General features: G+C 50.3%; 17 protein-coding genes. 9 read left to right on the forward strand and 8 right to left on the reverse strand.

Annotated features, from left to right (window positions below):
- The first annotated feature begins 55 nt into the window (after positions 1-55).
- The 4 genes from AAHB90_RS27485 to AAHB90_RS27500 all read left to right on the forward strand — a co-directional run bounded on the left by AAHB90_RS27485 (position 56) and on the right by AAHB90_RS27500 (position 4,510).
- A complete protein-coding gene (locus tag AAHB90_RS27485) occupies positions 56-1,213 on the forward strand; it encodes an NRAMP family divalent metal transporter (RefSeq protein WP_342088461.1) in 1,158 nt (385 codons plus the stop codon).
- A 27-nt stretch (positions 1,214-1,240) separates the two neighbouring features.
- On the forward strand, positions 1,241-2,812 hold the full coding sequence (locus tag AAHB90_RS27490) for a glycoside hydrolase (protein WP_342088463.1): 1,572 nt from the start codon (positions 1,241-1,243) through the stop codon (positions 2,810-2,812).
- Between the two features lie 42 nt (positions 2,813-2,854).
- Complete coding sequence (locus AAHB90_RS27495; RefSeq protein WP_342088464.1) at positions 2,855-3,901, forward strand: hypothetical protein; 1,047 nt, start codon at positions 2,855-2,857, stop codon at positions 3,899-3,901.
- A 393-nt stretch (positions 3,902-4,294) separates the two neighbouring features.
- A complete protein-coding gene (locus tag AAHB90_RS27500; RefSeq protein WP_342088465.1) occupies positions 4,295-4,510 on the forward strand; it encodes a hypothetical protein in 216 nt (71 codons plus the stop codon).
- A 179-nt stretch (positions 4,511-4,689) separates the two neighbouring features.
- Here AAHB90_RS27500 and AAHB90_RS27505 read toward each other — a convergent pair whose 3' ends face one another.
- Positions 4,690-6,090 (reverse strand): S8 family peptidase, encoded by a 1,401-nt coding sequence (locus AAHB90_RS27505; protein ID WP_342088466.1) that lies wholly within the window; start codon positions 6,088-6,090, stop codon positions 4,690-4,692.
- A 160-nt stretch (positions 6,091-6,250) separates the two neighbouring features.
- Here AAHB90_RS27505 and AAHB90_RS27510 point away from each other — a divergent pair, with 160 nt between their 5' ends.
- Positions 6,251-6,577 (forward strand): ArsR/SmtB family transcription factor, encoded by a 327-nt coding sequence (locus AAHB90_RS27510; RefSeq protein ID WP_342088467.1) that lies wholly within the window; start codon positions 6,251-6,253, stop codon positions 6,575-6,577.
- Complete coding sequence (locus AAHB90_RS27515) at positions 6,567-7,061, forward strand: SRPBCC family protein (RefSeq protein WP_342088468.1); 495 nt, start codon at positions 6,567-6,569, stop codon at positions 7,059-7,061. Before AAHB90_RS27510 ends, AAHB90_RS27515 begins: the two co-directional genes overlap by 11 nt.
- Positions 7,062-7,138: 77 nt before the next feature.
- Here the strand turns inward: AAHB90_RS27515 and AAHB90_RS27520 are convergent, their stop codons facing one another.
- From AAHB90_RS27520 to AAHB90_RS27550, 7 genes are all read right to left on the reverse strand, one after another.
- Entirely contained in the window at positions 7,139-8,557 is a 1,419-nt protein-coding gene (locus tag AAHB90_RS27520) for an APC family permease (protein WP_342088469.1), read from the reverse strand.
- A 115-nt stretch (positions 8,558-8,672) separates the two neighbouring features.
- The gene (locus tag AAHB90_RS27525; protein ID WP_342088470.1) at positions 8,673-9,932 is read right to left on the reverse strand and encodes an NAD(P)/FAD-dependent oxidoreductase; all 1,260 of its coding nucleotides are present in this window, start codon (positions 9,930-9,932) and stop codon (positions 8,673-8,675) included.
- A 108-nt stretch (positions 9,933-10,040) separates the two neighbouring features.
- Positions 10,041-11,042: a 4-hydroxyproline epimerase gene (locus AAHB90_RS27530; RefSeq protein ID WP_342088471.1), complete on the reverse strand. Its 1,002-nt coding sequence runs from the start codon at positions 11,040-11,042 to the stop codon at positions 10,041-10,043.
- A 117-nt stretch (positions 11,043-11,159) separates the two neighbouring features.
- Positions 11,160-12,635, reverse strand: coding sequence for an aldehyde dehydrogenase (NADP(+)) (locus AAHB90_RS27535; protein WP_342088472.1), 1,476 nt, complete (start codon positions 12,633-12,635; stop codon positions 11,160-11,162).
- A 269-nt stretch (positions 12,636-12,904) separates the two neighbouring features.
- Positions 12,905-13,837: a dihydrodipicolinate synthase family protein gene (locus AAHB90_RS27540; protein WP_342088473.1), complete on the reverse strand. Its 933-nt coding sequence runs from the start codon at positions 13,835-13,837 to the stop codon at positions 12,905-12,907.
- A 109-nt stretch (positions 13,838-13,946) separates the two neighbouring features.
- Positions 13,947-15,887 carry a DUF3857 domain-containing transglutaminase family protein gene (locus tag AAHB90_RS27545; protein WP_342088474.1) on the reverse strand — a complete coding sequence of 647 codons (1,941 nt, stop codon included), beginning with the start codon at positions 15,885-15,887 and terminating at the stop codon, positions 13,947-13,949.
- A 15-nt stretch (positions 15,888-15,902) separates the two neighbouring features.
- On the reverse strand, positions 15,903-17,942 hold the full coding sequence (locus AAHB90_RS27550) for a hypothetical protein (protein WP_342088475.1): 2,040 nt from the start codon (positions 17,940-17,942) through the stop codon (positions 15,903-15,905).
- Positions 17,943-18,157: 215 nt separating this feature from the next.
- On the opposite strand from AAHB90_RS27550, the gene AAHB90_RS27555 reads away from it, so the two are divergent.
- From AAHB90_RS27555 to AAHB90_RS27565, 3 genes are all read left to right on the forward strand, one after another.
- Entirely contained in the window at positions 18,158-19,249 is a 1,092-nt protein-coding gene (locus tag AAHB90_RS27555; RefSeq protein ID WP_342088477.1) for a Gfo/Idh/MocA family protein, read from the forward strand.
- Positions 19,250-19,947: 698 nt separating this feature from the next.
- Complete coding sequence (locus tag AAHB90_RS27560; RefSeq protein ID WP_342088478.1) at positions 19,948-23,178, forward strand: SusC/RagA family TonB-linked outer membrane protein; 3,231 nt, start codon at positions 19,948-19,950, stop codon at positions 23,176-23,178.
- A 26-nt stretch (positions 23,179-23,204) separates the two neighbouring features.
- Complete coding sequence (locus AAHB90_RS27565; protein ID WP_342088479.1) at positions 23,205-24,788, forward strand: RagB/SusD family nutrient uptake outer membrane protein; 1,584 nt, start codon at positions 23,205-23,207, stop codon at positions 24,786-24,788.
- Positions 24,789-24,792 lie beyond the last annotated feature (4 nt).

Here is a 24,792-nt window from a genome sequence, read left to right on the forward strand (position 1 = left end):
AAAGGAACACAAAGCGCATTCGTGGACATTCGTGAAATTCGTGGCTAAATCAAAAATGTCAAAAAACAAAAATGCCCTGCTAGGCGCAGCATTCCTGATGGCCACCTCCGCGGTAGGCCCCGGCTTCCTGACGCAAACGACCGTCTTCACCGAAAAGCTGGCGACGAGTTTCGGTTTTATTATTTTTATATCGATTTTGATCGACCTCGCCGTCCAGTTCAACATCTGGCAGATCATCACCGTTTCCGGCAAACGCGCCCAGGACCTGGCCAATGAACTGCTCCCCGGCCTCGGTTACCTCCTCGCATTCCTCATCGTAACAGGCGGGCTCGCATTCAACATCGGCAATGTGGCAGGCGCAGGCCTGGGCGTCGAAGCTATGACGGGCATTTCGGTTAAAACCGGAGCCGTCGTCAGTGCGGGCATTGCCATCGCCATTTTCCTTTTCAAAGAAGCCGGGAAAGCGATGGACAGTTTCGCCAAAATCCTCGGTTTTGTGATGATAGCCCTCATTCTCTACGTCGCATTCACCTCGCACCCGCCATTGGAAAGTGCCTTGAAACACACCTTTTTCCCCGAAAAATTCGACGCGATCGCCACCCTCACGCTCGTAGGCGGGACCGTGGGCGGGTACATATCGTTCGCCGGCGCGCACCGCCTGCTCGACTCGGGCGTACGGGGCGAAAGTGCGTTGAAGGAAGTCAACCAGGGCGCATCAACGGGCATCCTCATTACCGCCACGATCCGCTACCTGCTCTTTCTCGCCACGCTGGGCATTATCCTCACCGGCGTCAGCATTAATCCGGAAAACCCGGCCGCTTCCGTATTCGAAAATGCAGCAGGAACATTCGGAAAGCAGCTTTTCGGGTTGATGATCTGGGCGGCGGCCATTACTTCCGTCGTCGGGGCAGCTTATACTTCCATATCGTTTCTGAGGTCGTTTCACCCGCTCATCGAGCGATATCATGCTTACATTACCATTGTTTTTATCCTCATTTCCACCGTCGTTTTCCTGCTGGTCGGCCGTCCGGTAAAAGTACTGGTATTTGTAGGTACGCTGAACGGCTTCGTACTCCCGGTAGCGCTTGGGATTTTGCTTGTAGCGAGCCGCAAGCCGCGCCTGATGGGCAGTTACAGGCATTCGTTGCTGCTGCAAACCGCGGGTTGGGTCGTCGTGCTGATCCTTCTTGCTATGGGTTTTAATATGTTTTGATTAATAATATTCCTGAATCCTTAGTCGATGAAAAAACTACTGCTTACTGCTCTTTCGCTGCTTTTTACCGTTACGGTTTACGCCCAAAAACCGCGTGAACTGGTTGTTCAAATAGACATCAAAAACAAGGCCCAAAAGATCGACAACTTTGGCGCTGCCGGTGCCTGGTTCACCGAAGGGATTGCCAAAAACTGGCCGACGCAAAACCGCGAGCAAATGGCGGAATGGCTTTTCAGCAAGGAATTCGACACCAACGGCAATCCCAAAGGAATCGGACTCTCAGCCTGGCGGTTCAACATCGGCGGCGGCACCGCGGAGCAGGGCGACAGCAGCGGCATCACCGATTTCCGCAAACGCGTCGAATGCTTCCTGCGCCCGGATGGCACATACGACTGGTCGAAACAGGCCGGTTATGTCTGGTTTACCAAAAAAGCGAAGGAATACGGTGTAGCGAACCTCATTGCATTCTCCAATACACCGCCGGTACAGTTTACTAAGAATGGACGGGGCTATAAAACGGATAAAGATTACATTTCAAACCTCAAACCGGAGCATTATAGCGGCTATGCGGGCTTTCTGGTGACAGTTTTGAAGCATTTCGATGGCGAGGGCTTGCATTTCAACTACATCAGTCCGGTCAACGAGCCGCAATGGGACTGGTACCACGCACCCGGCCAAGGCGCCAAGCAGGAAGGCAGCCCGTGGCGCAACGATGAGATCGCGCACGTCGCCAAAGCCCTCGACAGCGCACTGACCGCCACCGGATCGCCTTCCAAAATCCTCCTCACCGAAGCCGCCCAGCTCGATTTTCTTTACGGCAAAACGGGTAACGCTAACCAACAAACGCAGGCCTTTTTCAAACCCGGCAGCAAGCTCTTCCTCAAAAACCTGAAACACCTCCCGTCCCTCATCGGAGGCCACAGCTACTTCACCGACAAAGGCGACAGCGCCCGCATCGCCATCCGCCGCCACGTAGCCGACACAACTGCCAAATACGGCGTCGCCTTCTGGCAAACCGAGTATTCCATGCTCGCCGACGGCTACCGCGAAGGCAAAGCCGGCCGCATCCCCGCCATCGACTGCGCCCTGTTCCTCTCGAAGGTCATCCACGACGACCTCGTGTACGGCAACGCCGCCGCCTGGCAACTCTGGAACAGTTGGGAACCCGGCAACCCCGATTTCGACACGCGTTACTACCTCATCGCCCTCAAACCCTCAAACAACGAATATACCGACGGCACCATCACCGCCACCAAAAACTTATGGGCGTTGGGCCATTATAGCCGTTTCATCCGCCCGGGCATGTACCGGTTAAACATTATCCGGAATGACGATCTTTCCGCCGAACAAATCGCGCAGGATTTAATGGTTTCGGCGTATGCGAGTGAGAAGCAGGTGGTTTTGGTGGCTATTAATTATGGGAATGAAGCGCGGGTTTTGAAGCCGGAGGTGAGTGGGTTGAAGGTAAAGGGTGATGCGGATGTTTATTTGACTACCGGGGAGACCGGGGTTGATATGAAAAGGGGGAAGGTTGGGAATTTGAAAGAGGGGTTTAAAATTCCTGCACGGGGGATGGTGACCATTACATTAAACAACTAATAACGTGTATCTTAGCCTCATGCTTTTCCAAACAATAAGGCAATGGGGTATGACAGCGTAAAAACTGACGATGGCCGAACAGTGCTGTTCAGTGTCGAGGAATTTTATGAAAAAATTGTACTTCAGAACCATTGCTTTATTTGCGGTGCGCCGCCCCATTCGAAAGAATTCAATAATGAGCACATTCTCCCTGATTGGCTGTTGGCAAAGTACCAGCTACATAGTCAGATCATAAACCTTCCAAACCAATTGGGTCAACTTTACGGCAAATACACCATTCCATGTTGTAAAGACTGCAATTCGGAGCTGGGAGATAAAGTGGAGATTCCGATGAGTAAGCTGCTAAAATTGCCGTTCAATGAATTCACTTTCGCTCTGACTAATTCACATCAGAATATCGGCCTCCTGTTCCAATGGCTAAATCTTATCTTTTTAAAGACACACTTGAAAGATATGCATTTTGATTGGGCCATGGACAAAAGGAAACAAAGTCCTAAAATTGGCGCCTCCTATATATGGGAATCAATGCATCATATTCACTGTATTGCGAGAGCCTATTATACAGCTGCACAGATCACTCCACAAGCGATAGGTTCTGTTTTTATCATACCTGGCATTCAGCACGACTCGATTCCCCAATTTTACTTTCATGACAACACAACTGCGCAGACAATACTCTTTCGTATGGATGAAAAGGTTATAATATGCGTCTTGAATGACTCATGTGCCGTCCTTAACGCTCTCACCGAAACTCTCCGAAAAATTACTGCACCGGTAACCCATTTCCAGATGTGCGAGCTGTTTGCAATCGCGACCCATTGCAACCTAAGTATCAAAAACAGACCTGTATTTTTTTCAGAAATCTCCGGCAAAGGTGATTACCAAATAAAAGCAGACCTTCCTCAACTCGAATTTGATAAGGATAAGGCAGGTATCACTGTTGGAGAGTTGCTTTATTTTCAGGTTAAGGAAATGATCACTAAAACTCCCGATACGGACAGAATACTAGCCGAAATAAAAGAAAATAAACGAACCTACCTATTTAACCCGAATGGCACATTTTCCGATCATCAAACCGATTTTCAATAATTCGTGAGTTCGGGCTCGATACGACTTTCCGCGCTTATCGTTGCCCCCCGGGCAATGGTGTTTAATCCATTACGGTAGCCACGACACCGTTTTCGGTGAATGACAAAACAGCACATTAGGCTTGGCAATACCGCCGTCCCTCATACAGGTAAAAATTGGATTGGATGGGGTAAACTTAAACCGCTTATGCCCACTTACAAAGCGTCGACGGCTTAAATTGAAATAAATAAGTGACTGGTTTCGCTTATCAGGCAAAGTAGCTTGACGCTTACGGACGAATTATCTTCATTCCATACTTCGAAAACGCCTGCGGTGCATGAAGGTCGACCTCGGGTCGTCGAGGGATATCCCTCTTAGTGTACATATGGGCATTTTTTGTAAATTTAAAGTTAGATGAAACCAGCAAAAAGAAATACAACCATCGTGGATGCTTATGCCTCCCTTTTGGGCAATCTGAGCGCTGATGACAAACTCGCGCTGATATCCAGGCTAGGCGAGAAGGATGAATTGACTTCTCACAAAAGGAAATCTTCCTTTCGCAAGGCCTTTGGTGCCTTTGTCTCTGATAAATCGGCCGATGAGATTATAGAGGATATTCGTAACAGCTGAGTTGCAACCCGTCAGATAGAACCGTTTTGAAAGATTAGGCTCGAAAATTGGACAACCTAGTTTCCTATCTTTTTTGCCAATCCCATCCTATTCGTAGGCACCGTCACCATCAGCCACTTATTATCAAAAAAGGGAGAACAGCCCAACGCCATTCTCCCTTCCACAAAGATTCAACAAACCTACTTGCTCAAAGCCGCATTCACATCCAACCTCCCGCCAGTAACTGTCTTTCCTGCTAATGAAGCGGTAGGTACCGCGCTGGACAGAATAGCATTGCGGATCTGTGCGACGGACGCACCCGGATGTGTAGACGCGTACAGAGCCACAGCGCCTGTCACGTGCGGGGTCGCCATGGAAGTGCCGTTGTAAGACGAATAGGTGTTATAGGCCGTAGTAGAGTTGATGGCAACGCCCGGCGCGCCAATGTCCACAGTAGTAGCGCCGTATTGGGAGAAGCTTGCCAGTGCACCGTTTTTATCGATCGCTGCCACTGCAATCACATTGGGTAGATTGTAGTTGGACGGATAGCTCGCCGTAACGTCGTTGTTCGTCCCGGAGTTACCAGCAGCAGCAATGAACATAATTCCCGCATTATTGGCGCGGGCAATCGCGTCGTATAATGCTTGTGAATAGCCTCCGCCACCCCAGGAATTGTTACTGGCAACGATGTTAATGCCGCGGTTTTTCAGGTTGGTGAGATAGTCGACTGCCTTTACCGCATTGGCGGTGGTGCCGCCGCGACGGCCTAGGAACTTCGCCGAAATGAGCCTGATGTTCCAGTTTACACCTACAACTCCCTGGCCGTTCGCCTTGCCGCCAATGGTACCCGACACGTGCGTACCATGGTCGTCGAGGGAGCCTTTGGTGCCGCCGTCGTAAATGGTGGCGTCGTTATTGGCGAAATCCCACCCGTTGGTATCGTCTGCAAGGCCGTTTCCATCGTTGTCGGCGCCGTCAGTGGGGTCGGCAGGATTAACCCAAATCTGACCTGCCAGGTCCGGATGTGTGAGCTGGATACCCTCGTCGATCACCCCGACGTACACCGAAGCGAGCCCGGTGTTACCAGCTGCCCAGGCAGCCGCCGCATTACTGCCGTAGGGGCTCGCAGGGCTCGTACCCGCGCCATACATACCCCAAAGCGATCCGTTGGTAAAGTAGGTGTCCGTCGAAATTGCGGTGTGATAATACACGTAATTGGGTTCGGCGAACTCCACGCCCTCCGCGCCATTCAGTTCGGCAATGGCTTCCAACACATTTTTGTTAACCTTCACCAGCGCCAGCCCTTCTTTCTTACCGGCCCGTTCCATCGCCTTCGTCAGGATTTTCTCAACAGGTTGACCTTTCACCCTGTCAAAAGCCTTCTGCTTGGCAGCGGCCGATACGCCTTCTTTAAACTGGATCAGTAATTCCCCTTCCACAAATTCATTTTCACCACTTGTCCGCAGCGCATTGCCGGAAGTTTCCGAAGGCGGAGAAGGTTGGTTTTCAACGGTAGTTTCCTGACAGCCGGCCAACGTAAACGCCGCCACCGAAGCGACAATCAATGTCTTGGTTGACAGCCAGTTGTACATCTTTTTCATAATTCAAATTTTTAAGGTGCGATTTATCTTCAATGTGCATAAAAATTATTTTCCGGTAAAGCTTTCTGACAAACGATTCGAAATAAATTATCAAAAAACTTGCGCAACTCAAAAGTTGCGCATATATTTGCAACCATCAAGTTGCATATTTCGATCGTGTATGAAAGGAGATATATTTCAAGCTATTGCGGACCCGACGCGGCGGGCGATTCTCGTGCTGATTGCCGCGCAATCTATGACGCCTAATGCGCTGGCAGAACATTTTGACACTACCAGACAGGCGGTTTCGAAGCATATCAAGGTACTCGCCGATTGTGAACTGCTCACGCAGAACAAGGTCGGGAGGGAGATTCATTATTATTTCAATCCTGTGAAAATGAAAGAGTTCGACCACTGGTTGACGCAGTTCAAAAAACACTGGGAAGACCGTTTTAATCAATTAGATCAACTTTTAATCAACCTAAATTCCGATTCCAATGAAAAGTAACCTGTTAATGAATTTTTCGGTAGACAAGGAGAATAGCCGTGTCAATGTAGAACGTGAATTTGCCGCCCCGGTTGGAAAGGTCTGGGCTGCATGGACCCAAAGTGAGCTGCTCGACCAATGGTGGGCGCCGCGCCCGTGGAAAGCGCGGACCAAATCTATGGATTTCCGTGAAGGCGGCAGCTGGCTCTACGCCATGGTAGGTCCCGAGGGCGAAGAGCATTGGGCGAAAGCAGACTACAAAACGATTAATCCCCAAAAGAGCTTTTCGGCGATCGATGCATTCTGTGATGAAAACGGCACGATCAACCAGGACTTCGCACGGTCTACCTGGACGAATACTTTCACCGAAGCCGATGGCACAACTACTGTTTCCGTCGTGATTCAGTATGACAAATATGAGGACATCGAGCAAATCATGCAGATGGGCTTCAAGGAAGGATTCACGATGGCGCTGGGTAACCTTGACGAGTTGCTGGAAAAGTAATTCTGCACATTCATCAACAAACAAATGTCCCCCTAAACGGTCGGTTCCGCCAGGGGGACATTCATTTTATTGTCTGATTAATCCACAGACGCTACTTCTTTCTTTGCTACCATAAAATAAACCGGTATGCCAAGCAACACAATAATCAATCCAGGCCAGGTATATTCAGGCTTGTAGATAATGAGCAGCACGCAGAATGCGATACCCATAATAATGTAAATGATAGGCAAAAACGGGTAGCCGAATGCCTTGTAAGGCCTCGGCGCGTCGGGACGTTTTTTGCGAAGAATGAAAATCCCGATGATCGTGAGCATATAGAATACCACCACCACGAAGGAGATCATATCCAGCAGGTTACCATACTTCCCGCTCAGCGCCCACAACGAGGCAATCACGCATTGCAGCCAAAGGCCGATTTCCGGCACCGCATTCTTGTTTAATTGACCTACTTTTTTGAAAAACAGGCCGTCTTTCGCCATCGAGTAATACACGCGGGCGCCCGACATGATGAGGCCGTTGTCGCAGCCGAAAGTCGAAATCATAATCATAACTGCGATAACGATCGTTCCCGCGTTGCCGAATATCACGTGCGAAGCGGATACAGCAACGCGGTCTTTGTCGGCGGCGGCGATTTCCTGCAACGAAAGCACACCGGTATACATCACATTGGTGAGCACGTAAATGACTGTTACTATGATAGTTCCTAATGCAAGGCTTAGGCCTATATTGCGTTGCGGGTTCTTGATTTCGCCTGCGATGAAAGTAACGTTATTCCACGAATCACTACTGAAAATGGACCCTACCATGGAAGCAGCAATGGCGCCGAATGCGGCGATCGTGGTATAGGATTCGATGCTGCCGTCCGGCATGAGTTTGTGCAGATCCCACATGCCTTCGCCCCAGTTGGCCGCCCATACTTCGGGTTTCATGAAAATCAACCCAAAAACGATGAGTCCGAGAAGGCTTAACAGTTTCGTTAATGTAAATGTGGTTTGGATAATTTTCCCGCTATTCACGCCACGTGTATTCGTAAACGTCAGCACCACAATGACGACAATGGACAGCAGCTGGGCGGGACTTATTTTGAGAAAGCCGAGATCCAATGCGACCAGATCCTCGCTGAATTGCGGTATCAGGTAAGCCGTAAATTTGGCAAATGCCACAGCCACAGCGGCGATAGTGGCGGTTTGGATGACGGTAAAAAAACTCCAACCATACAGAAAACCGATCAGCGGGTTGTAGGCTTCTTTGAGATAAATATACTGACCACCAGCCTTGGGAAACATCGCACTAAGCTCGCCATAGCTTAATGCGGCCGTAAGCGTCATGAAACCCGTGATGAGCCACACGAACATCAGCCAGCCCACACTTCCGGTGTTGCGCATGATGTCGGCGCTAACAATAAAAATGCCCGATCCGATCATACTGCCGGCAACGAGCATCGTGGCGTCAACAAGACCTAGTGAGGGCTTGAAAGAGGTGTTTTCTTGTGGCATAAAGGGTAATAGGTTATGAAGTCAGGTGTTAATCTGTGTAAACTACGAAGTATTTGGACTACTCACAATATTCCCGCCCCGCCATACGCTAAAATGGCCCTAAATGGCCCCGCACTTATTGATAGCGCTCAGGGTCGTAAAGCGCCACATCCACGGAAGGTTTTACTCGCTCGGCCAGTTCAGCTACGATTTTCCCAGTCCCGGGTCCGAGGCTGATGCCCATCATACCATGCCCGCCGGCGACGACCAGGTTGCTGAGTTTTTTGGAATACCCCAAATAAGGCAGGCCGTCCGGTGAACAAGGCCGGAAACCGTACCAAATGCGATCCTTTGGAGGAACAGCCACATTCAGCTCAGGATAATATTGCGGGATGGAATTGACGATTCCCTCCACCCTGTTCATATTAATCTGGTTATTCAACGGCGCGAGCTCCATCGTACCGCCGAATCGCACCTGTCCGTTCATCGGCGTCACCGCCACACGGGCTTCTAGGAGCAATGCGGGATGAACGATCGGGTGCGCAGCATTAGGTTCCATGAAGGAATAACCTTTGCCCGGCATTACAGGAATGGAAAGGCCTGCTTGCTTCGCCAACTGCGGCAGCCACGAGCCACCGGTCATGACAACCAGATCGCCTTCGTAAGTTTTGGTTGCTGTTTTAACGCTCTTGATCTCCCCGTTTTGAATATCAAAACCAGTTACCTCCGCGTTTTTAACGATTTCAGCGCCAAGAGTAGTAATGCTCTTGATTAAACCGTTCACCAGCGCGGTCGGATACAAATGTGCATCGCAGCGGTAATGGACCGCCCCTGCTACATCGAGCTTAATACCTGGCTCCAATGCCTGCACTTGTTCGCGGTTCAGCATATCGATGTCCAGGCCGAGCTTTTGACCTTGCTTGCCGACGTGAATTTCCTCCTCGCCGGTTTTGTCGGATTTATAGAGCATGAGTATGCCCTTTTCTTCCAGTCCAAAATCCAGGTTTTCGTCGCGAACGAGGTCTTCGTACAGTTTTTTACTCAACAAATGATAGTCCCTCAAATGCGGTGCCGCGCGTTCCACATTGGCTTCGGTAGCTGCTTTCATGAATTTCAAACCCCAGGAAATCAGCGAAAAATCGAGGGATGGTTTTACATAAAAAGGGCTGCGGCTGTTGAACATCCATTTGATGCCCTTCGAAACCATTCCAGGAGCGGCGAGTGGTATGAAATGGCTCGGCACAATCATGCCCGCATTGCCGATAGAGCAATTATCGAACAAATCGCCCTTATCGAGCAACGTCACTTTCCATCCGCTTTTGAGCAAATAATAGGCCGAAGCCAAACCCGAAATTCCGCCACCAATGATGACGGAGGTGCCTTTTTTGGTGTTCATTGTTTTTGTTTTGCTTTAAGCTTTAGGCTGTAAGCTTTAAGCTATTTTTAACTCTATCACTTTAACAAAGCATTAGCTTATTGCTTAAAGCTTACACCCTAAAGCCATTTAAATCACCTGAAACCCAAACGCATAAGGATCTTCCTCGTCGTCGATGAAGATGGTATTATGCCCGGTGATGACGGCCCAGCCTTCTATGCCGGGGATGATGGCTGGCTTATCGCCTATGGTTGTTTCTTCCTCGACCGTACCAATGAACTTGGAGCCGATAATGCTTTCGTGCACGAAACGGTCGCCTTTTTTGAGCTTGCCTTTCGCGTGCCATTGCGCCATACGTGCGGACGTGCCCGTGCCGCATGGGGAGCGGTCGATGGCCTTATCACCATAGAACACTGCATTGCGCGCGGTGGAAGTCGGGTCGAGCGGTGCGCCGGTCCAGAGGAAATGGCTCAGGCCTTTGATATGCTCGTTTTCGGGATGGACAAACTGGTATTGCTCGTTCATCCGCTTCCGGCATACGCGGCTCCAACTGATCAGCTGATCAGCGGTATAGTTTTCGATGCCTTTGAAGTTTTCCTGCGGATCGACAATGGCGTAGAAATTACCTCCGTACGAAACATCTACGGTCAATGTGCCCAGATCAGGACATTCGACCGTCAATTTTTCAGCCGCGAGGAATGATTTAATATTAATCAGCTTAACCGACTTCACTTTCCGGCCTTCCTGCACATATTCTACCAAAACCAGTCCGGCAGGCGTTTCGAGGCGCAGCTTACCCGGTACTTTGGGTGTCACCAGCCCTTCTTCGATAGCGATGGTGACCGTACCGATCGTCCCGTGCCCACACATGGGCAGGCAACCGCTTGTTTCAATATAAAGCACGCCGATATCGTTGGCCGGATCGATCGGCGGATAGAGAATGCTACCGCTCATCATATCATGGCCACGCGGCTCGAACATGAGGCCCTTACGGATCCAGTCGAACTCCCTTAAAAAATGGAGCCTGCGCTCCATCATGCTGTTGCCCTCAAGGAGCGGCCCGCCACCTGCGACTACGCGTACAGGGTTCCCGCAGGTGTGGGCATCGATACAGAAAAAAGTTTTGCGCATAAAAAGGGCTTTAGGCTTTAAGCTTTAGGCTATGTTTTGGTTGGAGCTTTAGGCACTAAGCTTTAAGCCATAAGCTTATTATTTACTTTTTTAAAAATTTTGCTTATAGCTTAAGGCCTAAAGCCTCAAAGCTTCCTTCGTCACCTCATTATCCACCGTCCGCCATATTCCGAGCGGGTTGGTGTTTTTTAATTCGTCGGGTAAAAATTCGTCGGGCCAGTTCTGGAAGCTTAATGGGCGGGTAAAACGCTTGATCGCATCCGGGCCTACCGATGTAAACTGGCTGTTGCTCGACGATGGGAATGGGCCGCCGTGGTGCATCGATTTGCATACTTCAACACCCGTCGGGAAATTGTTGAATATAATGCGGCCGCATTTGTTCTGGATAGCAGCCACCAGCTCGCGGTGAGAAGCCAGGTCTTCGCTTGTCGCCAGCAATGTAGCGGTCAGCTGGCCGTGTAGTTTCTCAGTTACCGCCAGCACTTCTTCTGCATTCCGGCATTTGACGATCAATGCAAATGGCCCGAAAACTTCGGTTTGCAATTCCTCGTTAATCAGAAAGTCGACACCCGAAACGGTTGCTACCGTAGCAGCACCCTGCCCGTCAGCCGCTTCGGCAGCAGCAACTGCCACCAGTTCCACGCCTGTCTGACCGATCACCTTCTCGCGGTTGCCACGGTATGCGATTGCAATGCCCGCATTGAGCATGGGTGCGGGAAGAATATTTACAATCTCCTGGTTCAATGCTTCAATGAAGCCGTCCAGCGCCGGGTTGTCCTCCGTGATCAGCAATCCCGGGTTAGTGCAGAACTGTCCGACACCTAATGTCAACGAGCCGGCATATTGCTTCGCCAGGTCTGCACCCGCCGTGCCCAGCTTGCCCGGAAGTAGGAATACCGGGTTAATGCTTCCCATTTCGGCAAATACCGGAATGGGTTCTTTACGTTTGTTGGCCACATCGACCAATGCCAAACCGGCGCGGTTCGAGCCCGTAAAACCCACTGCCTTAATTACCGGATGGGCAACCAGTGCCTGCGCTTCTTCGACGGTTTCAGTAAAAATATGGGCAAATGTCCCTTCCGGAAAACCGCTTTTCGACACCCCGCGGCTAATGGCGTCCGCCATGATCTGTGATGTTTTCGGATGGCCCGGATGCGCCTTCACCACCACGGGACAACCCGCTGCAATAGCGCTTGCTGTGTCTCCACCCGCTGTTGAGAATGCAAACGGGAAGTTGCTCGCCCCAAAAACTGCCACAGGACCTAATCCCACATTCGTTTTACGGATATCCGGCTTGGGCACGGCACGCTGCGGATTGGCGGTATCGATGCTCGCGTCGAGCGAATAACCTTTCTCCACCGCATCGGCATAGCTTCTCCATTGGAATACCGTCCGTGCTTTTTCGCCGTTAAGGCGCGCTTCGGGCAGGTTGGATTCCGCCATGGCCGTCTGGATGAGCTCGGGCCCCAGGGCTTCGATCTCGTCGGCAATGGTGTGCATCAATGCCACACGGCGGCGCAATGCGTAGGCGTTCATCGCCACGAATGCCTCTTGGGCTTTTTCAAGAATAAGGTCTAAATCGGACAATTTCATAATTTGATGTTTTGACAAAAAGGAATAAACCTATAACGGAAATTCGACGATTATCCTCCGTTATTTTGTCAATATTACGCCTTTTGGCCGGGTTGTGGCCATTCTGGACAAAAGGAAACCCCGCCGGGGTCCGGAAAATTGTATGATCGAATTTGCTACAAACAGGGGATTGCTCCGCAATCATTGCCGTATAAGGCGTCGAATAGCTCCGGAGGAACAACCTGTTTGTAGCAAATCATAGCCAATGCGGTCAGCTACGGAGGAGCCTCCTATGCCACATCAACCGTCAAATTCAAATAATCGGGCAACTCAGGCTGCGTAGCGATGGCCTGATCGATGATCGCGAGCACTTTCTCGCGTTCGGCACCTTGCAGCGGCTGGCGCGGGGCGCGTACATATTCCGAACCGATACCCATTTTCGTGGCGGCGAGCTTGATATTTTGTACCAGCTTAGGATGAATATCGAGTTCCAGCAAAGGCAGGTACCAGCGGTATATAGCCAGTGCTTCCTTGTATTGACCCGCTTTCACAAGGTTGAAGATCGCAACGGTTTCTTTCGGAAACGCATCCACCAGGCCACCGATCACACCATCCGTACCGAGCATTACCTCTTCCATAATCAAAGTATCCACGCCGCAGAAGACGCGGAAACGATCTCCGAACTTGTTGAACAGGCGCGTTACATTGCTTACGTCGCGGGTCGATTCCTTGATGGCGTGGATGTTCGGAACTTTGGCCAGCTCTTCGAACATAGGCAGCGTTACCTCGATCTTGTAGTCGTAAGGATTATTATAGATCATGATCGAAAGCGACACACTTTCCGCGATCGTCCTGAACCAGATCACTGTCTCTTCGTCATCAGCCTTGTAGCGCATCGGCGGAAGGATCATCAGACCATCGGCACCAATGCTTTCGGCCTCCTTCGCAATGCTCACCGCTTCGGCAGTAGACTGCTCGGCAATACCGAGAACTACGGGCAAACCAGCAGGAAGAGCCTTTTTAGCATATTTCACCAGCTCCATTTTCTCGGCCCTGGTGAGCGTACTGGCCTCCCCGAGCGAACCACCAACGATCACCCCGGTTATACCTGCTTCAACCTGCGCTTCGAGGTTCTTGCCGAACAGCTCAAAATCAACCGTATCATCTGATTTGAATGGCGTCACCAACGCGGGGAAAATGCCGTACCATGCTTCTTTGTTCATATCCTGCTTATGTTAAAATTTTAGTTCAAAATTAATCCATGCCGGCATGCGGATATTCACATGTTTTAATCAATTCCTGACATATTTTAACATACTCCCCAAAATACGCTCAAAGCTTGTTTTCGACGAACACCACCTGTGCCCTGTCGGCCTTTCTGATCTTTTTCAGAAAATCGACCCAGGCGGCAAAGTCCTTCGATGCGTAGCGTCCGCCGTTCATTACCACTTTCCTCGCACAAACGAGCTTGTTGTTCTCATAGCTCGTTTTCAGTTCATAGCTGCCGAATCCCGAACTGATCTGGAATGCAGGCAAAGTAGTTTCCAATTTGTAGTTGGCCGGAACTTCATACGATACCGTATCAAGATCGGTAAAGTTATACTCCGAAACCGGCAGGTAGAAATCCGTCGTGCGCTCGCTCGTCGCGGGAAGCTCGAAAGGCCGGCTTAGCAGGCTGGGCTTAATGAAAAGGCGTGTACCGGTTTTGGTAGCGCAATTGCGGACGTTCAGGGTGAGTTTTTCGATCACCGACGGCTCCCCTCCCGCACCTTCCGCAAGTTCGAAATGACGCAAATCCATGCTCGGTAGATTAATGTGGCTTAAAAGCCATTTCTCCTGCTCCTCTTTGGTCCTGTACTGGATCAGTTGCACGCGGGGCTCGTGCTGCAAGCCGGTGTACCGAGCCCATGCCACAACCTGGCCATCACCCGTTTCGTTCAACTTCACATTCGCCCTGCTTTCCTTCACATTTTCCCGCGCAGTGTAATCCGGCGTCATCACCAATTTCCCGCCCGTAGGCAATACGAGCAATGCCGGGCGGCCGCCAGTGAAACTACCCATGAAATTAGGTTTCTCGTTGGGACTTGTGCATTCCAGCCACACAGTGTCTTTCCCTACAAACGCGCAGGCGATCACGTGATTAAACGTGCTGCTTGGAAAGTCGGCCTTTATCTTCGCTTCTTTTCCGGCCCGGATCAACGCGGCGCAGGATGGCACGCCGGCTACTTTCAGGGCGGCGAGGGTGAAGTTTGTCAACGCCTTACAATCGCCGTAACCAGTTTTCGCAACTGTCATCGCGTCGATGGTCTGCCATCCGCCGATTCCCAGTTGAATGCTCACGTACCGCGATCTACCCTGCATCCATCTATAAATCCGGTCTATTTTCTCCCGGTCGGACCGAGCGTCTTTGATCAACGCTTTCACCTCGTCCTGCATTTGAGGGGGCAAGATGTCCCGGCCGGCATTCAATGTGTGGTAAAAGCGGCTCAGATCTTCCCATGTATTGAAATTCCCCTTGTATTCCTGCACCTCGAAATCGGAGGGCGCAGTAAAAACCAAAGGAATCCGCTCGAAATGCGGTATGGGGTAAAGGTCGTCAATCCTGGGCCTGGCGTAGTCTCTCTGGGTCCATTCATAAATATCCGAGCCATCGACATCCTTCGATTTCTTCACCGAAGGTGCGCCGTTGCATTCCTGGTAGCGGAATGCAAGACCAGCCGGTGTTTTGATCCTGAAATAGGAGTATTCCGCTGCTGAGCCCTCCGCAGGTGCGGGTGTCCAGTTGGGAAAAAACATCATATTCCTCGTACGCACTTCCGTAACAAATTCGACGGTGTAAGGATATGAATAGCTTTTCTTACCAAAACTAGCGGTCTTCACCCGGTTATCAGTAATGTCGTCCCCCGCAGTACCATCCCCGCGATCCTCGATATCGGAATTACGAAGTCGCTTCACCACTTTGCCGCTGGCGTCGTACAAAGTCCCCGACAGCTCGGTCACTTTTCTGAACTTGTCGTACCACTCGCGCGTCGAACCGTACCGCTCTTCTCCTTTTTCATTAAATACTGTGACAACCAACCGGTTTCTCTGGACACCCTCCCCCTTCGACTTGATATCCCAGAACAATTCATCGACGCGGATCACTGCATCTGCATTTTTCATCAGATCAGGCTTAATCCCAGCTACACTGAAATCCGACTGCCCCAAAACAGTCAGCGGCAACATCAGGCACACGCCAATCGCGTACCGCACAGATAATTTTACTTTTTGCATGAACAGAGGAGGGTATTAAATGTTCTTTTTCTTGATCACCAATGGTTGCGCATGCTTCTGTACGACGCGCTCGAAGAATTCTTTCAGGTCCGCGTATTCTTCGGGCAAAAAGCGGGTACGGCTGACCTGAATCATCGTATTGATCTGAATTACGTTATTCACCTGCCTGACCTGGTAAGAGAACTTGCCGCCCTTGTCGGGCAACATGATGATTTCCGTCTTTGGCATTTCTTCCAGCGCGTAACCTTCCGGCAAGGTAAAATTTCCGATGAAGGATGCCGAAATGCCCGTTCCCAGGTCGATAGGATAGATGCGGTCCTTCGATTTCAGCGGATTCTTCGTCCATCTGCCTGCCATAACAGGATTAAAATAGAACACGCCCGGCGACGCATTTTCATCTTCCAGCTCAAAGTCACAACTTATATTGACGGTCCCTTTGAGATCGTCGGCCTTGTTCTTGATCACCAAATTCTGGATTTTCCATTCGGGAACTTCCTTTTTAAGCGCCTCATGGTAAACATTATCGGCTTCCGCCGCATAGTTAGATCGCCAGTCGAGCGCTTCGTAGCCGCCATAGGAAATGCTGTAACTGCCTTTCACGATACCATCCTCCGGGACAATACTGGCCGTGATCATTTCCAGTTTGCTCTGCGAGTCGGCCGCGTTAATTTCTATGAAGCGGCCTGCCCCTTTTTTCGGGATCAACCGCCCAAAACCGTTCAATGCGCGTTCAGGTAGCAATCCCGGCTTAGCGAAGGGTTCCGACGCATCCAGGAGAAGTGTCTTTTCACCAATCTTCACCTGGGCAATCACATAATTAAACCAGTCGATCAATGGGATGTACTGATTCAGGTATCCATGCGCACGTGTGCTGAGCAATACCGGGTCGCAATCAACGTCCAGCTCGCGGAGCAATACAGTAAGCATCAGGTTGATGTCACAAGCATTGCCCTTCCGATTGTCGTAGGCCTTTTTGATGCCATCACCAGCATATAACCCTGAATATCCGTCCCATTTCATACGGTCTTGAACGTGTTTGTAAGCCAGGGCCATCCTTTCCATCGGATCGGTTGTTTTCTGGGCGATCTCGTCCCGCACTTCCTTTAAAAAGCTGCTTCTCCGTAATTCCCCACCAAACCACTTGGCTTCATCGAGCGTCCTGTCCACATTCTCCCAGGTTTGGGAATAATTTTTGACCATCTCCCCAGGCACGCGCACGGTCGCGAGCTCGAAAGAGATCTTGGACAAATAATCGGCTTCCGTAGTGATGAACGGCTCATTAACAAACGCGGGTGCATCTTTCACGACAAAGCGATAAGAGATTCCCGGGCCGTCAAACTTCGAGTGTCCCACGCCGACGTTAACCGGCTCCTGCTTGTTCATATGTAGCTGCAGATAACCGCTCATTGTCATCTTGTAATCCAGGAAGCCTGGAACGACAATATTGTATTCACTCCATTTGGAGGGGATCGGCGCCTGGAAAACCCATGGACTGGGCTCGTTCTTTATATTCATCGGCGACACCACCGAGTACGAATATTCGACGACTGAACCCTTTTTTGCATTCGGAAGGTTAAACTTGGTAGTGACGACCGACGCCGCTGTTTTTTCGCGCCGGACTGCTTTTTTTTCCAGTTCCGTACGGACGATCCGGTCGTTTTCCAGGTTGTAAGTGTAGCCTTCCAGGTCCTCGATCCACTGCTGCTCTTTATAGCTGGGCCCATCGTAAAGCGGAATGCCGACGGACGCCCGGGAGAGCGCCGATTCTTTAAGGATTTTGACCCTGACCCAGAAGTTGGCTTTCATCAGCAGGCCCTTTTGGTCGTCGTAGGAGAACGTAACCTTACCGTAATCGTAGAGGTAAACGGCGTCGGCCGTGCTGTCGCCGGGGTAGGCAGTCATTTCAAGCGAAGCACGGTCGATAACTCCCAGTTTGGGTTTGAAATCGTCCTGGGCGAAAGCATGAAAAGTGAAGAAAATCAACAGGAACGGGATGGGCAAAACACTCCTGAGGCACAGACCGGACAGTCTGAGAGGAAGTAAAAAGTTAGTCATGAACAAGTAGATGAGGAGTAACAAATTTTATGCATTATCGTACAGTTATTCGGATTTTCAAAGAGAATTTTATCACCGAAACCGGATTTTTTTTCACTTGACCCGAAACTGGCCGAATACGGATTTTAATGCCTAATTTTGACACAAAAACCAGGATGCATTGTTGCATGCATCTGTTCCTGCTAACCCATAATCTTAACATTTATCTTTAATCTATGTCATCTTTTGAAAACGAAAGCCCCATCCGCGTACTGGTAGTCGGTTGCGGGAATATGGGTGCTTCCCATGCCTTTGCTTACCAGCTTCTGGACGGTTTCGAGATCTGCGGGATCGTTTCGACGGGAAAAAGCAAAGAGGTACTTAATGAGAAATTAGGCGGCGGCTACGCCCTTTTCAATGACTACGAAACGGCATTGAAAGAGACGAAACCTGACGCGGTTTGTATTTCAACCTACCCCGATACGCACGAAGATTTTGCCGTCAAGGCGCTGGAAGCCGGAGCGCACGTATTCATCGAAAAACCGCTTGCCGACACCGTTGAAGGCGCCAAGCGCGTGGTAGAAGCTGCCAAAAAGGCCAATAAGAAAGTAGTAGTAGGCTACATCCTGCGCGTACACCCGTCGTGGGAGCGTTTCGTGACCGAAGCGCAAGGCCTGGGCAAGCCGCTGGTTATGCGTATGAACCTCAACCAGCAGAGCCACGGCTATATGTGGGGCGTTCACCGTAACCTGATGAAGAGCCTCAGCCCGATCGTGGATTGCGGTGTGCATTATATCGACGTGATGTGCCAGATGACCCGTTCAAAACCGCTCCGTGTCAATGCGATCGGCGCACGCCTTACCGAAGATATCCCGGCCGGAAATTATAATTATGGTCAACTACAAATCTGGTTCGAGGACGGTTCGGTAGGCTGGTACGAAGCCGGCTGGGGCCCGATGATCAGCGAAACCGCATTCTTTGTGAAGGACGTGATCGGTCCGAAGGGCTCGGCGTCGATCGTCGCGAAAGATGCCGGCGGGACCGGCAAATCTTCTTCCGTGGAAGCACATACGAAGACCGAGTCGATACGTGTACACCACGCCGATCTGAACGGTTCAGACGAATTTGTAAAAGAAGATACGTGGATCAATCTGGAAGACGAGCCGGATCACCAGGAGCTTTGTAACCGCGAGCAGCGTTACTTCCTCCGTGCGATCACCGAAGACCTCGACCTGACGGATCATTTGCAGGATGCGGTGACGAGCTTGCAGATCGCCTTCGCGTGCGACGAGTCGGTTAAGACCGGGCGCACTGTCGACCTGGCCTGATCGTCATATACTAACCTTCCAAGCCCTGCTTTTGAATCGGAAAGCAGGGCTTTTTTATACGATGTTAGCATAAAATCAGTGGTATACTACTCTATACTTATAGGATCTTTGCAAAATTCGTTCCTCTCCTCTAAGCTCTTAAATATCGCCATTTTTGCCCAAAATTACCCTATAACTTGCTGATTCAACGTCTGAAAGGGTAATTTTGTACCGATATAATGCAAACGTTTGCATAAATAATTCTGCATTTTTCCGTCCTCTTTATTCGAAATCTATTGTTAAATATTATAATATTGCAACGCGTTTTCTTAAAGACTTTTAGTAATACCAAACTGACGCCACTTACTAATTAAAGTATTTACCCAGGCAGACAATCGGTGCAGTCCCGAAAGTCCGCCGTCCATTCCATCCTCCGTCAGAGAAAATGTAACGTTATCTTTTTGCCTTTTGACAAGTGCTGTCAGGACCTGTGATCACGATTTGATTTCAAAACCTTGGCGAGGATCGTTGCGGCCTTAATGGAATATGATTTATCGAATAACAACTATTATTATTTAACTACTCACCGAAACATTTTAACTGTAAACCGCAAACTATGATTAAACAAAAAACGCAAAAGCCTAACGAACAGAGACCTAAGACTAAAATTCTACGTGTTTTCCAAGACTGCATGAGAAACGTTTAACAAGCCTTACTACATGAAAATTTCCGATACCAACTCATGGTTGCTCCAAATGCGGAGCATCCGTAACTCTTTATTGCTCCTGCCCGCGCTCGCAAGCCCATTATTGGTGAATGCAGCCCTTGCCAACTCCGGCATTACGACGACAATCCGCGCTGATAAAACAATCAAAGGAAAAATTACCGACAAGGAAACCGGCGACGGTCTTCCCGGCGTAAACGTTGTGGTGAAAGGCACCAGCAGTGGTACCACCACCGACGGGGAAGGTAACTACACGCTTTCCATACCTGATAATGCCACCCTGGTTTTCAGCTTTGTAGGCTATATCAGCCAGGAAGTAGCTGTTGGAAACCGCACTTCCCTTGACATTTCGCTGGCCCCGGATTCCAAGGCGCTTAGTGAAGTAGTCGTGATCGGGTACGGTACCGCGAAAAAATCCGACCTTACCGGCTCGGTAGGTTCCGTAAAAGAAGAACAACTGAGAGAGCGTCCTGCTCCTTCATTGAACCAGGCTTTGCAGGGTAAAATCTCCGGTGTGCAGGTGAACGTCAACTCGGGTCGTCCGGGTGGTCGCGCCAACGTACGTATCCGTGGTTTCAGCTCCATTAACTCGTCCAACAACCCGTTGTACGTAGTCGACGGAGTAATGCTCCCTCAAGGTAACCAAAACCAGCAGAGCCAAGCGATCGACTTTATCAACCCCAACGATATCGTATCTGTTGAGGTGCTGAAAGATGCCTCGTCGACGGCGATCTATGGTGCCCGTGGTGCTAACGGGGTAATCATGATTACCACCAAAAGAGGTAGATCAGGTGAAAGCCAGATCACCTACGGCCTTGATCTGAGCGTACCGAAAGTAGGCCCCAAAAGAGCGAAAGTTCTGAACGCCCAGCAGTACATGGACGTGGAAGATCTTGCTTACAAGAATATGCAGAAGTTCGACCCGGCCGGGTGGGATGCGGGTAAATACAAAACCCACGATCCGCTCGTACGTCGCGCCGCACTGGCAGCTGCCCACCCCGACGTGTTCACCAAACGCGCGGACGGTACATTTGCTCCCAACTACGACACCGACTGGTTCGATGAGTCGACCCAGCACCGTGTTTCTCAAAACCACCAGCTGGGTTTCAGCGGCGGTAACGAGAGAACGACTTACTCTTTGTCGCTCAACTATCGTGACGACCAGGGTCTGATCAAAACCTCTTACCTGAAACGTTATGCTACCCGTTTCAGCATCGACGACCAGGTGAAGAAATGGTTACGTCTGGGTGGTACTTTGAGCTACAACAACCAGGCGGAGAACCTCGTCGATATCAACGACGCCGTACCTCGCCAGATGGTGGAAGACTTTCCTTTCCTTCCTGTGAAGTGGCCTGATGGATCTTATGCCAACAACCGCGATTATCCGGGTGCTGAGGGTTCGTTCAGCTCGGTACACCGTTTGATGGGACGTAAATTCAACCTGAATACGCAAACTACCCTTGGTAGCCTTTACGGAAACGTTACGCTTGCAAAAGGCCTGGAATTCAGGACGGTATTGGGTGTGAATGTGATCAATCAGGAGGTAAACCAGTCGCAAACACGTACACTTACGCCTAACGAGCTGGGTACCGCAAGAAAAGAGACCAGAAAAGAGACGTTCTGGTCATGGGAGAACTTGTTGACCTACAACAAATCATTCGGCATCCACTCGATCAATGCCCTCGTAGGTATTTCATGGCAGGAAACAAACGTGGCCACCACCGGTGTAGGTGCTCAGAACTTCTCTACCGATTACTATACTTTCGATAACCTTGGTGCGGGATCGGTAGCGCCTTCATCGAACCCGTATGTGTCTGGTGCATCACGCTTTGCATTTAACTCGTACTTCGGTCGCTTGAACTATACTTTGCTTGATAAGTACCTTTTGACAGTAACAGGCCGTGCTGATGGTTCTTCCAAATTCGGGGATAACCACAAATTCGCCTTCTTCCCATCTGCGGCACTCGCATGGAAAGTCTCTGACGAAGAATTCCTGAAAGGCAACCCGATCATTTCCAGCCTGAAAGTTCGTACGAGCTACGGTTTGACAGGTAACTCGGAGATTCCACCTTACTCGTCGCTTGGACTGCTGAGATCCAACTATGCTACCGTTTATGGCGACACACGTTTCGGCGGAACGGGTATCAACAGGCTTGCTAACAACGATTTGCGTTGGGAAAAAACAGCACAGACCGACGGTGGTTTGGAAATCAGCTTCCTGAAAGGCAGAATCTCTCTCGAAGCGGATTACTACTATCGCAAAACTACCGACATGCTTTTGGATGCACCCGTACCACGTACAAGCGGTTACGCGACGATCAGAAAGAACATCGGTTCGATGGAAAACAAAGGTTTCGAATTTGGCCTGAACACGGTTAACATCGAGAAACAGAATTTCTCATGGAATACCAGCTTTAATATCTCATTCAACAGAAACAAAGTATTGTCACTGGCGACACCGTCGGATATCTTCGGCGTGGGTGGTCCTTCGATCACCAACCAAACCAGCGTAATCCGTATCGGCGAACCAGCAGGTGCATTCTGGGGATTGACCCGTCTGGGAACCTGGAGCGAAGCTGAAAGAGACCAGGCTGCGAAATTTACCAGCTACCGTGGAAACCTGAAAATGCTGCCGGGTGATATCAAGTACAAAGACGTGAACGGCGACAATGCGATCACCGACGCTGACCGTGGCATTATCGGTAACGGTTCTCCAAAGGGCTGGGGATCGCTTTCAAACAGCCTGCGTTTCCATGGCTTTGACCTGACCCTCGACCTGCAATTCTCGTACGGAAACGATCTGATGGACATGAACCTGCACGCCAGCGAAGACCGTCAGGCATTGGCGAACAGCTACGCGACCGTATTGGATGCATGGACACCTGAAAACCAGAACACGCCGATCGCACAGGTCCGCGACACTAAGGCTGGTTACGTGACTAACGTGGATACCCGCTGGATCTTCGACGGGTCATTCATCCGTGGCCGGAACCTGTTGCTGGGTTATAACTTCCCATCAGAAATTGCGAGCAAGTTGAAAATGAGCAAACTGAGATTGTATGTTTCCGCTCAGAACTTCTTCATTATCAGCAAATATCCGTTCGGCGATCCAGAGCAGACCCCAATCCGCGGTGGCGATTCCGACAACGTATTCTCACAAGGTATGATCTGGCACAGCTACCCTAAACCAACCACATTCCTGGGAGGTATTCAGGTTGCATTCTAATCACCGGGACCGTTGTATCATCAAAAATGACTTTCAGCATGAAACTTAATAACAAAAAATTCTATCAACTTTTGCTCTGCGGAGCGATCCTGCTGGGACCGACTGCCTGCTCCGACTTCCTCGACGAGCAAGACCCGTCGAACCTTCAACCGGATACCTTCTACACCATTCCCGACCACGCGGAAGCTGCCATTGCTGCTACTTATGCGGACATGCGCTTCTTCGGCGACGGTGCCGGTATCTTCTCGGCAAACTGGCAGATGCTTGAAGCGCCTACCGGTACGGCTACGACCGAAACAGGCCAAAACTCCGACCTGAACAACCTGTATGCCCTCATTTACGATGGTAACACGGGGCACATCAGCAACTGGTGGAACGGCTTGTACCGCGTAATCGCGAACGCCAACCTGGCGATCGAAAAAATTCCGGGCATTCAGTTCCCTGCGGCGAACGAGTCTCAGAAAGTGCGCCTGCTGGGTGAAGCGCGTTTCCTTCGCGCGTGGGCTTATTTCTATGCTGTGAGATTGTGGGGCGATGTACCGTTGATCACCAAACCTCAAACGGCCGAGTCGGAAGATTTCTTCCCGGCGCGCGCACCACAGGAAGAAGTGTACAAACTGATTGTCGACGATCTTCTGGCTGCCGAAGCTGCCGGACTCGCTGACTTCAACTCTAACGGACGTGTGTCTAAAATGGCGGTGAAAGCCTATCTGGCCAAAGTATATCTGACCATGGCTGGCTTCCCGTTGTCAAAAGGACAATCGCATTACAAGCTGGCTGCCGACAAAGCGCTTGAAGTGATCACTTACGCCAAAGCTAACGCTTCTACGCTGGGTCTTTTCCCAACCTACAAGGAGTTGCACGATGAGAAACTGAAAAACCGCATGGAGCACCTGTTCCAGATCCAGTATAACACGGTAGTAGCGGGTTTCCCGCTGAACGACTTTTTCCCGAACTTCAAAGCGGTGACCTATGCTGGACCCAGTGGAACAGGTAGCACAGTACCTACGCTGTCGTTCTATAAGTCTTACGAAACAGGCGACCTTCGTACCAAAGATCAGGAGGGCTGGTTCTACACCACCTACTATACCAATGGTACCGGCGAGAAATTCGACCTGGGAGCTCCTTATGTATTCAAGTACTTCAACATCGCTGCATTGGGCGGCCCGGGCATTACCCCTACCCGCTTGAACAACCTGAATGTAAACCAGATGCGTTACTCGGATGTATTGCTGATGTACGCCGAAGCACAAGCGGAATTGGGTACTGTAAATCAGGAAGCATACGAGGCTTTCAAGAGCATCCGCGACCGTGCCAAGTTGATTACACCTGCAATCGGTACTTATACTCCCGCTTCCTTCAAAGAGGCTGTATGGAAAGAGCGCTGGCACGAATTCGCTTACGAAGGCATTACCTGGTTCGATATGGTGCGTCTGCGTAAAGTGTTTAATGAGGAAACCAAGAAGTTCGACAACTTCGTGGGACACCGCAACCTAAACGTGAGTGGCGGCGCAGCTTTGCAGGAAAAACACCTGCTGTTCCCGCTGGGCATCCAGGAAATGACTAACAACCCGAACCTGAAACCTCAGAACCCGGGTTATACCAAGTAGTATT

The sequence above is a fragment of the Dyadobacter sp. OTU695 genome (assembly GCF_038440355.1).
GTDB lineage: Bacteria > Bacteroidota > Bacteroidia > Cytophagales > Spirosomataceae > Dyadobacter.